The following is a 13,700-nucleotide window of genomic DNA, read 5'->3' as shown; positions in this document are numbered from 1 at the left end:
GAGTTAGATGAATATAGTTGTATGTTTAAAGCAAGTACCAGATACTACAGCAGTTAAGATAGATCCTAAGACTGGAACCCTTATCAGAGAAGGAGTACCTTCAATTATAAATCCCGAAGACAAGCATGCCTTGGAAGAAGCCCTAGTATTAAAAGACAACTACGGTGCTAAAGTAACTGTAATAAGCATGGGACCACCACAGGCACAAAATGCTCTAAGAGAAGCACTGTCTATGGGTGCAGATGAAGCAATATTAATAACTGACAGAGCCTTTGGAGGATCAGATACTTTAGCTACCTCAGAAGCCTTGGCAGGAGCACTGAGAAAGTTAGACTACGATATAATCTTCGCAGGAAGACAAGCAATAGACGGAGATACTGCACAGGTTGGTCCGGAAATTGCTGAGCATTTAAATATTCCTCAGGTTACCTATGTACAGGAAGTTAAAATCAATGGTGATGTATTAACTGTAAACAGAGCCTTAGAAGATGGTTATGAAATAATTGAAGTTAAAACACCGGTACTTTTAACAGCTATTAAAGAATTAAACAATCCAAGATATATGAATGCAAGAGATATATTTGCATCCGCTAATAAAGAAATAAAAATTTGGAGTGTTAATGATATAGATGTAGATAAGACCAGGATTGGTCTTGCAGGCTCACCAACTAAGGTTAAGAAGTCCTGGGCTAAAGAAGTTAAGGGCAGCGGAGAGCTTATCAAGAAGCCTGTAGACGAAGCAGTACAATATGTTATCGGAAAACTTAAAGAAAAACACTACATCTAGTGTATTAATAGGAGGATTGTGAAATGAATTTAGCAGATTACAAAGGCGTTTGGGTATTTGCAGAGCAAAGAGAAGGCAAGCTTCAGAAGGTTTCTCTTGAGCTTTTGGGAGAAGGAAAAAAAATTGCAGATAAGTTAGGAGTAAAGCTTACAGCCTTACTTCTTGGAAATAATATAGAAGGTTTGGCTAAGGAATTAGCAGCTTTTGGAGCAGACGAAGTTTTAGTTGCAGATCATGAATTGTTAGCTAATTACACTACAGATGCTTACACAAAGGTTATATGTGACCTTGCAAGGGAAAGAAAGCCTGAAATAATTTTCATCGGTGCTACCTACATCGGAAGAGACTTAGGTCCAAGAGTAGCAGCAAGACTAACTACAGGTTTAACTGCTGACTGTACTTCTGTAGATATAGATGAAGAGACTAAGAACCTGATGGCTACAAGACCTGCCTTTGGGGGAAACTTAATGGCAACCATAGTTTGTCCAGACCACAGACCACAGATGGCTACAGTAAGACCGGGAGTATTCTCAAAGCTTGAAAAGGATGAAGCCAGAACTGCAGCTATAGAAAAGGTAGCAGTAGAATTAAGAGAAGAAGATATCAGAACAAAGGTTGTAGAAGTTGTTAAGACTGCTAAGAACCTTGTAGATATAGGAGAAGCAGAATTTATAGTATCCGGCGGTAGAGGTGTAGGTAACGCTGAAGGCTTTAAGCTGCTGCAGGAATTGGCAGATGTGCTTGGTGGAACTGTGGGTGGTTCCAGAGCAGCTGTTGATAAAGAATGGATAGGAAAGCATGCACAGGTTGGTCAAACTGGACAAACTGTTAAGCCAAAGGTTTATATCGCCTGCGGTATTTCCGGAGCAATCCAACACTTAGCAGGTATGCAGGATTCCGACTATATAATTGCTATAAATAAGGATGAAAATGCTCCAATCATGAAGATAGCTGACCTTGCTATTGCGGGAGACCTGTACAAGGTTGTTCCAGAAATGATTGCACAGCTCAAGGGTGAAAAATAATTAATAATGAATAATTAAGGTGGAAATTCAGCTTTATAGCTGAATTTCTGCTAATTATATTTTTAGAAGGAGGAAGTTTAGGATGGAAAAGATTTTTGTGCTTGGTGCCGGAACAATGGGAGCAGGTATTGCTCAAGCATTTGCTGCTAAGGGTTATGAGGTTGTAATCAGAGACATAAAGGACGAGTTCGTTGATAAAGGACTAAAGGGTATAAATAAGAGTCTTTCAAAATTGGTAGAAAAGGGTAAGATTACAGAGGAAGCTAAAGAGGATATACTTTCAAGAATAAGTGGAACTACTGATATGAATTTGGCTGCAGACTGTGACTTAGTAGTTGAAGCTGCTGTTGAAAACATGGAAATAAAGAAATCTATATTTGCAGAGTTAGATAAGATCTGTAAGCCTGAAACTATACTGGCTTCAAATACCTCTTCATTATCAATAACTGAAGTTGCTACAGCAACTAACAGACCTGACAAGGTTATAGGAATGCATTTCTTTAACCCAGCTCCTGTTATGAAGCTTGTTGAAATTATAAGAGGTATAGCAACTTCACAGGAAACCTTTGATAAGGTAAAGGAATTATCTGTAGCTATAGGCAAGGACCCTGTAGAAGTAGCAGAAGCTCCAGGCTTTGTTGTTAACAGAATACTTATACCAATGATTAACGAAGGTATCACAGTACTTGCTGAAGGAACTGCCAGTGCAGAAGATATTGATAAGGCTATGATGCTTGGTGCAAACCACCCAATGGGACCACTTGCACTTTCAGACTTCATAGGTAACGATATTGTACTTGCCATAATGGAAGTTCTATATAAGGAAACTGGAGATCCAAAGTACAGACCTAACCCACTGCTAAAGAAATATGTTAGAGCTGGATACCTTGGAAGAAAGAGCGGAAGAGGCTTCTTCAACTATACTAGATAATATTTTTTGTATGTAAAAAAGCAGTCTAATTGACTGCTTTTTTAATTATTAATTGTAAATTTTGAAAACATAAATTATAATGGTAAATGTATATTTATTATGGGGCAGTATGTATAAATGAGTAAATATACAAGATAACAAGATAAAATCAAATGGGGGAGTAAGTATGTACAAAATTATGAAGAAAAAATTGCTGGCGCCACAGATCTATCTGATGGATGTTTTGGCTCCCAGGGTAGCAAGGTCTGCCAATCCCGGACAGTTTCTCATTGTGAAAATGGATGAGAAGGGAGAAAGAATACCTCTTACCATCTGTGACTACGATATGGAAAGGGGAACTGTCACTATTGTGTTTCAGGTTTTGGGAGTTTCAACTCAGCAGATGGCAAAGCTTGAAGAGGGGGATGCCTTTGCAGACTTTGTAGGACCGCTGGGTCAACCGTCTGAAATGGTGCATGAAGATATAGAGGAATTAAAAGTGAAGAGAATATTATTTGTAGCAGGAGGAGTAGGCACTGCGCCGGTATATCCTCAAGTGAAGTGGCTTCATGAAAAGGGGATTGCTGCAGATGTTATTATAGGAACAAAGACAAAGGAAACATTAATTATGGAAGAAGAGATGAAGGCTGTGGCCGGTAATCTCTATATAGCAACTGACGACGGTTCTTATGGATATAAGGGTCTAGTTACAAATCTCCTAAAGGATATAGTAGAAAAAGAAGCCAAGAGGTATGACTTGGTAGTGGCAATAGGACCAATGATAATGATGAAATTTGTGGCTGCCTTAACAAAAGAGTTAGGTATACATACTATTGTCAGCCTTAATCCCATAATGGTGGATGGAACGGGCATGTGCGGCGCCTGCAGAGTTACTGTGGGAAATGAAGTTAAATTTGCCTGCGTAGATGGTCCGGAGTTTGACGGACACCTTGTCAATTTTGATGAAGCTATGAGAAGACAGACAATGTATAAAACCGAAGAGGGTAGAAAAATTCTTAAGGCAGAAGAGGGAGACACCCACCATAGAAAAGGCTGCGACTGTCATGAGAATAACGAAGGGGGGACAAGGTAATGGATAGATTCAAAAGAACTCCCATAACAGAACAGGATCCTAAGGTAAGAGTGACAAATTTCGATGAGGTATGCCTGGGGTATTCAGAAGAGGAGGCTAAACAAGAGGCTGCCAGATGTCTTAACTGTAAAAAGCCCCTCTGTGTCACACAATGTCCTGTAACCATTAACATACCTTCCTTTATACAATATGTTAAGGAGGGTGAATTTGAAAAGGCAGCTAGGATAATTGCCCAGTCCAGTGCCCTTCCGGCGGTGTGTGGAAGAGTATGCCCTCAGGAAATCCAGTGCGAGGGCAAATGTGTTCTTGGAGTTAAGGGAGAGGCAGTGGCCATTGGTAAGCTGGAAAGGTTTGTAGCAGACTGGACAAGGGAACATAACATAGATTTAAGTGAAACTATGGAGAAAAACGGAAAGAAGGTAGCCGTAATAGGAAGTGGTCCTGCAGGCTTGACCTGTGCCGGGGACTTAGCTAAGCTGGGCTACGAAGTTACAATCTTTGAAGCCCTTCACGAACCCGGTGGAGTTTTGGTATATGGTATACCGGAATTCAGACTTCCAAAGGAAACCGTTGTTAAGCATGAAATAGAAAATGTTAAAAAGCTTGGAGTTAAGATAGAGACTAATGTAATAGTTGGAAGGACCATTACTGTAGATCAGCTTTTTGAAGAGGAAGGTTTTGATGCTGTATTTATAGGTTCAGGGGCAGGACTGCCAAAATTTATGGGAATCCCCGGAGAAAACTCAAACGGGGTCCAGTCCGCTAATGAGTTCCTTACAAGAAATAATCTAATGAAGGCCTTTAAAGAAGGTTATTCCACTCCGATAAGAGTAGGTAAAAAGGTGGCGGTTGTAGGTGGCGGAAACGTTGCTATGGACGCTGCCAGAACTGCTGCAAGACTTGGAGCAGAAGTTCATGTGGTATACAGAAGATCCGAAGCAGAACTTCCTGCAAGAATGGAAGAAGTTCATCACGCAAAGGAAGAGGGCATAATCTTTGACGTGCTTACAAATCCCATAGAAATCTTGGCAGATGAAAATGGTTGGGTTAAAGGCATGAAGTGTATCAGAATGATGCTGGGAGAACCGGATGCCTCCGGAAGAAGAAAGCCCATAGAAATACCAGATTCTGAATTTATAATGGATGTGGACACTGTCATCATGTCCTTGGGAACTTCTCCAAACCCACTGATTTCTTCTACTACAAAGGGCTTGCAGACCAATAAACACAGGTGTATCGTTGCCCAAGAAGAAACCGGAGCAACCTCAAGAGAGGGTGTCTATGCCGGCGGCGATGCAGTTACAGGAGCAGCTACGGTTATATTGGCTATGGGAGCGGGCAAAAAGGCTGCAAAGGCTATTGATGAGTACCTTTCTAATAAAATTAATAATTAATATTGAGTAATGAGTAATTTAGGTGGAAATTCAGCTTTAGGGCTGAATTTCTTTTTACATAATTATATGGTACAATATAACGTATAAATACAGTAGGTTACAAGCAGAATATAGGAATGATAATGGTAGACATTAGACAATTCATGATTAATCTGCTGAAATTAAAAATCTATAGAATTAAGAAAGAAGGGTAACTTTGGACTACAAATCAATTGAAGTAAAGGACAATTACATTGTGCTAAAAGATGCAGCAAATTTTCAACTCCAACATATCTTTGAGTGCGGGCAGTGCTTTAGATGGAATAGAGTATCGGAAAATGACTTTATAGGAGTTGCTTACGGAAGAGTAATCGAGCTTGTAAAGGAAGAAAATGATGTAATAATATATAACAGCGATGAAAAAGACTTTTATAATATATGGCAGGAATACTTCGATTTAAACAGAGACTACTCAAAAATAAAAAATAATTTAAGCCACGATCCCCTTTTAAAAGAGGCTGTGGATTTTGGCTATGGTATAAGAATCCTGAAACAGGAGCCCTTTGAAATAGTTAACTCTTTTATAATATCAGCAAACAACAGGATTCCTTTGATAAAGAGGGCTATTGAAAATATCAGTAAGCGTTGGGGGACTCCATTGGAGTACAAGGCCCAGACATATTATGCCTTCCCAACACCAGACCAGCTTGTGGCAGCAGAGGAGCAGGAGTTGGAGGCCTGTGGCCTTGGCTTTAGAGCTAAATATGTAAAAGACACTGTAAATAAGATCTACAACAGCCTACAGGGCGTGGAAGGCTTTGAACAGTATAATATATACGATATGGCAAGGCTGGGTGCAGATGGCTGCCATAATGCCTTGCAGCTCTTCAGCGGCATAGGTCCCAAGGTTGCAGATTGCATAATGCTGTTTTCCATGGACAAAATCTCTGCCTTCCCGGTAGACGTATGGGTAAAAAGAGCCATGATGCACTTCTATTTAGCACCGGATGTTTCGCTGAAAAAGATCAGAGATTTCGGACGTGATAAATTTGGTGAAGAAGCGGGCTTTGCCCAGCAGTATCTCTTCTATTATGCCAGAGAAAATAATATACAGATTGGAGATTAGGACTTGAGACTCTTATCTTTATGATTAAGGGTCTTTTTTTACTATTTTCCGTGTCAGAAATTTTTTATACCAACTAACATATTATACCCCCCAATAAGGAATACTACAGTTATATTACCAAAAGCGAGGGATAATTATGGATAATAATACAAATGGAAAAGTAACAAAATTGTTCTTTCCCCTTTGCTATATTTACTGCTGCAGATATGAAATATTGGCAGGAACCTTCCTGGGGATTGTGCTTTCCTTTGTTTATATCTTTGTACAAAGCTATAGCTACACCTTGACCAGTCCTGAGGAATTAAAGAAGCTTATGTTGGAATTTGGCAGGGGTGGCATTGTGGTTTTTACATTATTACAGCTTCTGCAGGTGGTTATATTTTTTATTCCCGGAGAGTTTCTTCAAGCTGCCGGAGGGTACATATATGGGGTACTCGGAGGTTCAATCACCTCTATAGTGGGAATACTATTAGGGAGTGCCCTGGTGTTTGTAATAGCTAGGAAGCTAGGGAAGCCCTTTTTGGAAAAAATAATATCGGAGAAGAACCTAAGGTTATTTAAAGGCCTATTACATACCGGCTATGGTGGAGATAGAAGGAAAAGAGGAAGGGTCATGCTGTTGGTTTTCTTCATTTACTTTATTCCGGGCTTTCCTAAGGATGCCATAGCCTATATAACCGGTATCACAGATATGAAACTTAAAGACTTTCTATTGGCTTCCATGGTGGCACGAATACCGGGAATAATTATATCTGCAAGCTTTGGAGCGGGAATATATAACGGCAACAAACACCTTATAGTATTTATTGCCGTTTCTGCATTGATTTTATGTGCTATTGGTGCCTTTAAAGGCAAAAATCTGTTAAATGATATGAAGGGTAAAGACTAAAAGTCATAATAAGACTTTTCCCTGTTAAGTAGCCTATAAATTAAGAAGGATAAGAGACTAAATAAGGCAACAAGTAACAGTATGCCTATGGCCATATGCATGAAAAATGGTTCCGGTAATATGTTTATTACCGGGTCTGAATTTGGGTCAAAGAGCCAGTAATCATTATTAAAGGCAATGTTGTGGAATGCCGTGAAGGTAGCATTAAAGTCCACTGCAAATGGTATGGCCAGTGCAACAGGAAGAAGTATCATTAGTATAGATGTAAGTTTTAAAAATTTGTAGTTTCTTTTCACCAATAAAATAATGATGCCTATGATACTGATAATTACTGTACTGTAAAAGAGGTAGTCAACATAATTAAACAGGACCTTTACTTCCTCGAAGTGTATTTTACCCTGAGGGGACATTGTAAAGTCCGGTAACTTTAATTCCTGGATATCCTTGTCCTGTACATAGGATATTAGTACATCATAATTATTTTTAAGCGCGGCCTTATCCATATTATTTGTCTCTGCAATTTTTAGATAGTCTATGTCCCAATTATATATAAACTTAGCATTTAGAATTAATTTAACAGAGGAACTGATAAAAAAAAGTGCCAGTGCCAATGTTGTTACTATTGTGACAACAACGTCTATTTTAGACTTTCTTTTGTAACCTTGTGTCATTGTGTACATAATTTTACCTCCGATGATTTCAAAGTCATTCACTCTTATTTTATATAATGTAGGGATATTTAACAAGTTTTATTTTAGAAAGCCTTATTGGTCAGACACAGATAATTAATAAAAATGAGTATAATAAAGAAAATAATAGAAATAATGTATAAATGGAAGATTAATTTGTGAAAACAATGAATATCAAAAATAATGTGCTTATTATTACCAATATTGCATTTGAAATTATACTTAGGATTAATTATTATAATAATTGTATTAGCACTCAGTGATGATGAGTGCTAACAAAATGGATATAAAATTTCAAAATAATAAATATAATACATTAAGGAGGGGTTTAAATGAACATTAGACCACTTGGTGACAGAGTAGTATTAAAGAAGTTAGAAGCTGAAGAAACTACCAAAAGCGGTATAGTTCTTCCTGGTACAGCAAAAGAAAAACCACAGGAGGCAGAAGTAGTAGCTGTTGGTCCTGGCGGATATGTAGACGGAAAAGAAGTTAAAATGGAAGTTAAGGTTGGAGACAAAGTTATAATCTCCAAGTATTCCGGAACAGAAGTTAAATTATCCGGAGCTGAGTACACAATAGTTAGACAAGACGACATATTGGCAGTAGTAGAATAATCTATAAGCAGTATAGGAGGGTTTTAGAATGGCTAAAAGCATTATTTTAGGTGAAGAAGCAAGAAGAAAAATGCAAAAAGGCGTTGACATGCTTGCTGACACAGTAAAGGTTACATTAGGACCAAAGGGAAGAAACGTAGTTCTTGATAAGAAATTTGGCGCTCCATTAATCACAAACGATGGTGTTACAATAGCTAGAGAAATAGAGCTGGAAGACCCATATGAAAACATGGGAGCTCAGTTGGTAAAGGAAGTTGCTACAAAGACTAACGACGTAGCAGGAGACGGTACTACTACCGCTACATTACTAGCACAAGCAATAATCAGAGAAGGCTTAAAGAATGTTACAGCCGGAGCTAATCCAATACTTATCAGAAACGGTATAAAGATGGCTGTAGATAAGGCAGTAGAGGAAATAAAGAAGATTTCCAGACCTGTAGAAGGTAAGGAAGACATAGCAAGAGTTGCTGCTATCTCTGCTGGAGACGAAGAAATAGGTAAGTTAATATCTGATGCTATGGAAAAGGTAGGCAACGAAGGTGTTATAACTGTTGAAGAATCCAAGTCTATGGCAACAGAGTTAGACATAGTTGAAGGTATGCAGTTTGACAGAGGATATGTAAGTGCATACATGGTTACAGATACAGAAAAGATGGAAGCAGTTCTTGAAAATCCATATATACTTATCACAGATAAGAAGATATCAAATATCCAGGAAATACTTCCAGTGCTTGAGCAAGTAGTTCAACAGGGAAGAAAGCTCTTAATCATTGCTGAAGACATAGAAGGCGAAGCAATGGCTACATTGGTATTAAATAAGCTAAGAGGAACCTTTACTTGTGTAGGGGTTAAGGCTCCTGGCTTCGGCGACAGAAGAAAGGAAATGCTTCAGGATATAGCTATACTTACTGGCGGAGAAGTTATATCAGAAGAATTAGGAAGGGACTTAAAGGAAGCTACTCTAGATATGCTTGGTGTAGCTGAAAGTGTTAAGATTTCAAAAGAAAATACTGTTATTGTTAACGGTAAAGGCGACAAGAATGAAATTCATAACAGAGTAGCTCAGATAAAGAGACAGATAGAAGAAACTACTTCTGATTTCGACAGAGAAAAGCTTCAGGAAAGACTTGCTAAGTTAGCAGGAGGAGTTGCTGTAGTTAAGGTTGGAGCAGCTACTGAAACTGAGCTTAAGGAAAAGAAGTTAAGAATAGAAGACGCTCTTGCGGCCACTAAGGCAGCTGTGGAAGAAGGTATAGTTCCAGGAGGCGGAACTGCTTACATTAATGTAATTAATGAAGTGGCTAAGCTAACAGCGAATGATCCTGATGCTCAAGTTGGTATCAATATCATCAAGAGAGCTCTTGAAGAACCAGTAAGACAGATTGCTACAAATGCTGGTTTAGAAGGTTCTGTAATCATAGAAAAGGTAAAGGCTAGCGAACCAGGCGTAGGTTTTGATGCTTTACGTGAACAATACGTAAACATGATCAAAGCCGGTATCGTAGACCCAACAAAGGTTACAAGAAGTGCATTACAAAATGCTGCTTCCGTAGCTTCAACATTCTTAACAACAGAAGCTGTTGTTGCTGATATTCCGGAAAAGAACCCAGCTCCAATGCCAGGAGGCGGAATGGGTATGGACGGAATGTACTAAAATAAAGAATAAATATAATATTTTTCAGGATAAAGACAAGATCATCACAGATGTGGTGGTCTTGTTTTTTTTTTGACTTGTTGGAAAGGTAAGATAAAAATTAATATAATGTTTATTTCAACTAATTTTTGGGTTTAAAAACCCACTTTGTGTCGAAACATAGCGGAAAATAATGGATAAAAATGAATACTTTTCAGAAGGATTTTTAAAAAAATTATAGAATAACTAAATAGAGACCTAGAAGATATATACAATATAATAAAAATTTTGGTTATTAAACATTTTTTTAAAATAAAATAATATTAATACATTTTAGGGCAATATTGAATTTTGGTAAATAACTGTAATGCAATAACTTGTATTTAGTTAGTAGAATCAGGAGAAAAAAATGACTATACTGATTAAAAAAAGAATCAATGTAATTTTAATAATTTTAATGGTGCTTTTAAATTTTGCCTTAGTTTACAATGAAGCTTGGAATTACTGGATTCCGGTTTATGCTCTGCTGTTAGTACTTGTTGTAATATACTTTATTGCAATTAATACTTGGGAAGACCTTGTGAATATAGTATTTGTTATGTGTACAAGCTTTCTTCCCATGGTTGTAATACAAAGGCACAAGGACAGCTACTATTATGGCAAAGCACAGTACTTTTATCTCTTTTCTTTAATATTGCTATTGGGTTGGTGGTTTAAAGTAATAAGAAAAGGCATTAAACCACAATTCAATTTAATAGACAAGCTTCTTGGGACTTATGGAATTCTTATAATTCTGTCTACTATATTTTCCGTTGATATAATTAGAGCCCTGGATGGAAAGCCTGGAAGAAGAGAAGGTGCCCTAGTACTTTTGTGTTATATATTTATGATGTTTATCTTCTCAAAGTATTATGAGTTTAAAAAGATACATCTGGAAGTACTATTTGTTTGCACAATAATAATGGTGCTCTATGGCTTTGTTCAATACTATACAAAGTATGATTATCTTCTGGGAATAGATATTGCCCAAGTAGACCTTACAAGGGAAAGGAGCTTTGCACCCAGTACCTTCGGCCATAGAAATTTCTATGGCAGCTTTATTACCCTGGTGCTGCCCATAAGCATGTTTTGCTACTTATTAAAAGGGGGCATAAGGTATTTCATATACACATTATTGATATTTGGGGGCCTTATATCCTGTCAAACCAGAAGTGTCTGGGCAACCTTTATAATCTACTTTACATTTATAGTTATTTACTTTCTAAAGAGGAAAAAAGCTGGTAAGAGGATATTGTTGATGGTCCTAGGTTTTGCTATGGTATTTTGCCTTATCAACTTTACTACTGATAACTCAGTGGTGAGTGGACGTGCCCAAGCCTTTAAAAATGAGGTGAAGGCTATTCAAGAAAAACGGTATACAGCCCTTGGAAACAACAGACTGCTGATATGGAGCAAAATTCCCAAATTAATTATGAACAAGCCTCTTCTAGGAAGCGGTCCTGATACCTTTGACCTTGTGTTTATGAAGGAAAACCACATTTTTGGTGACACTATAGTGGACAAGGCTCATAATGAAATACTGCAGAAGGCTGTAACAGAGGGGATACCGGCTACTATTCTTTATTTGATTATAGTAGCCTATACACTTGTAGCTGGCTTCAAGCAAAGAAAGAATACAGTGGTACTTATCCTATTGTATACCGTAACAGCTTACTTTGTACAAGCGTTTTTTAACATTAGCCATGTTGGAATTGCATCAACCTACTGGATTATGATGGGGATGATTATAAAACTTACATCCAAGGAAGAAACTCTTGAGATTACCTCAATATGAGAGAAGAAGGAGAATTGGATATGATATCAGGTCAAAAGAAGAAATTAGGTAATTTGTTGGTCGAGAGTGGTAAAATTACTGAAATACAGCTTATGCAAGCATTAGATAAACAAAGGAATACAAAAAGTAAGCTAGGGGAAATATTAGTTGAAGAGGGCTGGATTACAGAAGAGGAAATCTTTGAAGTATTACGGGATCAGTTGGGATTCAATAGAGTAAATCTAGACACCAAAATCATAGATGAAGAAGTAATAAAAAAGGTACCTATGAGTATCGCTAAAAAGTATACCCTAATACCTTTTGACATGAAAGGTTTTGTATTAAGTGTTGCAATGGAGGACCCTCTTAATTTTTTCGCTGCGGATGACGTCCGTATAACCTCAGGATGTGAGGTACAAATATTCCTGGCATCTAAAACAGAAATTAATAAAGCTATTGATAGGTATTATTCAGGACAAAATATTGCTAAGGCTGCAGAAGAATTAACCAAACAAACTGAACTATCTGCAGAAGAGAAACAAAAACAATTAGAAGAAGCAAAATCTGAGGAAGAAATTAATAATGCACCAATAGTTAAACTTGTAGATTCCATGCTTAAAGAAGCTATAAAAATGAGGACAAGCGATATTCATATCGAACCTTTTGAAAAATACATAAAAATCAGATATAGAGTAGATGGTAAACTTCAGGAGAAACAGAGAATACCCGTAGAATCTTTAGCATCACTTGTTACAAGAATAAAGATTCTAGCTAACTTAAACATAGCTGAAAAAAGAATACCTCAGGATGGAAGAATGAAAATAAAATCTGATGGAAAAGAAATAGACATGAGAGTTTCAATACTTCCTACTATATTTGGAGAAAAGATAGTTATTAGAATACTAAATACTAACAGCTTTAATATATCTAAAGAGCAGTTGGGTATGGATCCGGATGACTTGGAAAAGCTTGAGAGAATTATGCATGCTCCATATGGCATTATTCTTGCCACAGGGCCTACTGGCAGTGGTAAGTCTACAACGCTTTATTCCATTTTAAAAGAATTAAATAGAGATGATGTAAATATAGTAACTGTTGAAGATCCTGTAGAGTATATGCTCGAGGGAGTAAATCAAGTTAATGTTAATGTTAAAGCAGGGCTAACTTTTGCTTCAGGACTAAGATCAATACTTAGACAGGACCCTGATATTGTTATGATAGGAGAAATAAGAGATAGTGAAACCGCAGAAATAGCTATACGAGCTGCTATCACCGGTCATGTTGTTTTAAGTACTATCCACACCAATGATGCACCATCTACTATTATAAGATTAGAGGATATGGGAATTCAACCTTACTTAGTAGGAAGTTCAGTTGTTGGAATCATTGCACAGCGACTAGTCAGAAAAATATGTCCTCATTGCGCTGTAGAGTATGCAGCTTCTGAATATGAGAAGAAACTTCTTGATATAGATCCTAGCCATAATATTACACTTTACAAAGGTATGGGATGTCAGAGGTGTGAAAATACTGGTTATTCAGGAAGACTAGGAGTATATGAGATCATGGAAATTACAAAGGATATGAGAGATCTTATTTCAAAAGGGGCTGATGTTGAGGATATAAAGCAAGTGGCGCTTTCTAAAGGAATGAAGACCATAAGAAAAGGTTGTGAAAACTTGGTATTAAGAGGTCAAACAACTATAGATGAATTGATTAAGACTGCTTTTGCTAAGGAATAAGGA

At 37.4% G+C, this 13,700-nt stretch carries 12 protein-coding genes; 11 read left to right on the top strand and 1 reads right to left on the bottom strand.

The genetic code is table 11. The features are described 5' to 3' along the window. The first annotated feature begins 7 nt into the window (after positions 1-7). The 7 genes from FHY60_RS13610 to FHY60_RS13580 all read left to right on the top strand — a co-directional run bounded on the left by FHY60_RS13610 (position 8) and on the right by FHY60_RS13580 (position 7,203). Positions 8-787, top strand: coding sequence for an electron transfer flavoprotein subunit beta/FixA family protein (locus FHY60_RS13610; RefSeq protein ID WP_139905537.1), 780 nt, complete (start codon positions 8-10; stop codon positions 785-787). Positions 788-810: 23 nt separating this feature from the next. Then, positions 811-1,812 (top strand): electron transfer flavoprotein subunit alpha/FixB family protein, encoded by a 1,002-nt coding sequence (locus FHY60_RS13605; RefSeq protein ID WP_139905536.1) that lies wholly within the window; start codon positions 811-813, stop codon positions 1,810-1,812. 82 nt (positions 1,813-1,894) lie between these two features. Beyond that, complete coding sequence (locus tag FHY60_RS13600; RefSeq protein ID WP_139905535.1) at positions 1,895-2,743, top strand: 3-hydroxybutyryl-CoA dehydrogenase; 849 nt, start codon at positions 1,895-1,897, stop codon at positions 2,741-2,743. A gap of 166 nt (positions 2,744-2,909) precedes the next feature. Then, entirely contained in the window at positions 2,910-3,815 is a 906-nt protein-coding gene (locus FHY60_RS13595; RefSeq protein ID WP_139905534.1) for a sulfide/dihydroorotate dehydrogenase-like FAD/NAD-binding protein, read from the top strand. After that, positions 3,815-5,209, top strand: coding sequence for an NADPH-dependent glutamate synthase (gltA, locus tag FHY60_RS13590; protein WP_139905533.1), 1,395 nt, complete (start codon positions 3,815-3,817; stop codon positions 5,207-5,209). Before FHY60_RS13595 ends, gltA begins: the two co-directional genes overlap by 1 nt. Positions 5,210-5,405: 196 nt before the next feature. Continuing rightward, positions 5,406-6,314 carry a DNA-3-methyladenine glycosylase family protein gene (locus FHY60_RS13585; RefSeq protein ID WP_139905532.1) on the top strand — a complete coding sequence of 303 codons (909 nt, stop codon included), beginning with the start codon at positions 5,406-5,408 and terminating at the stop codon, positions 6,312-6,314. A gap of 136 nt (positions 6,315-6,450) precedes the next feature. Next, positions 6,451-7,203, top strand: a complete 753-nt coding sequence (locus FHY60_RS13580; RefSeq protein ID WP_139905531.1) for a TVP38/TMEM64 family protein — start codon at positions 6,451-6,453, stop codon at positions 7,201-7,203. Here FHY60_RS13580 and FHY60_RS13575 read toward each other — a convergent pair. Next, positions 7,200-7,883: a TIGR01906 family membrane protein gene (locus FHY60_RS13575; protein WP_243122154.1), complete on the bottom strand. Its 684-nt coding sequence runs from the start codon at positions 7,881-7,883 to the stop codon at positions 7,200-7,202. The two genes, FHY60_RS13580 and FHY60_RS13575, sit on opposite strands and share 4 nt — an antisense overlap. 341 nt (positions 7,884-8,224) lie before the next feature. Between FHY60_RS13575 and groES the strand changes: the two genes are divergently transcribed. The 4 genes from groES to FHY60_RS13555 all read left to right on the top strand — a co-directional run bounded on the left by groES (position 8,225) and on the right by FHY60_RS13555 (position 13,697). Then, a complete protein-coding gene (gene groES / locus FHY60_RS13570) occupies positions 8,225-8,509 on the top strand; it encodes a co-chaperone GroES (protein ID WP_139905530.1) in 285 nt (94 codons plus the stop codon). A gap of 28 nt (positions 8,510-8,537) precedes the next feature. Then, positions 8,538-10,163: a chaperonin GroEL gene (groL, locus tag FHY60_RS13565; protein ID WP_139905529.1), complete on the top strand. Its 1,626-nt coding sequence runs from the start codon at positions 8,538-8,540 to the stop codon at positions 10,161-10,163. A 388-nt stretch (positions 10,164-10,551) separates the two neighbouring features. Continuing rightward, positions 10,552-11,976, top strand: coding sequence for an O-antigen ligase family protein (locus FHY60_RS13560; protein WP_139905528.1), 1,425 nt, complete (start codon positions 10,552-10,554; stop codon positions 11,974-11,976). Positions 11,977-11,996: 20 nt separating this feature from the next. Continuing rightward, complete coding sequence (locus FHY60_RS13555; protein WP_243122153.1) at positions 11,997-13,697, top strand: GspE/PulE family protein; 1,701 nt, start codon at positions 11,997-11,999, stop codon at positions 13,695-13,697. Positions 13,698-13,700: the final 3 nt, after the last annotated feature.

It is taken from the genome of Clostridium thermarum (assembly GCF_006351925.1).
GTDB lineage: Bacteria > Bacillota > Clostridia > Clostridiales > Clostridiaceae > Clostridium_AU > Clostridium_AU thermarum.
The sequence above is the reverse complement of the archived record's forward strand: the minus strand, read 5'-3'. Positions and strand labels throughout refer to the sequence as shown.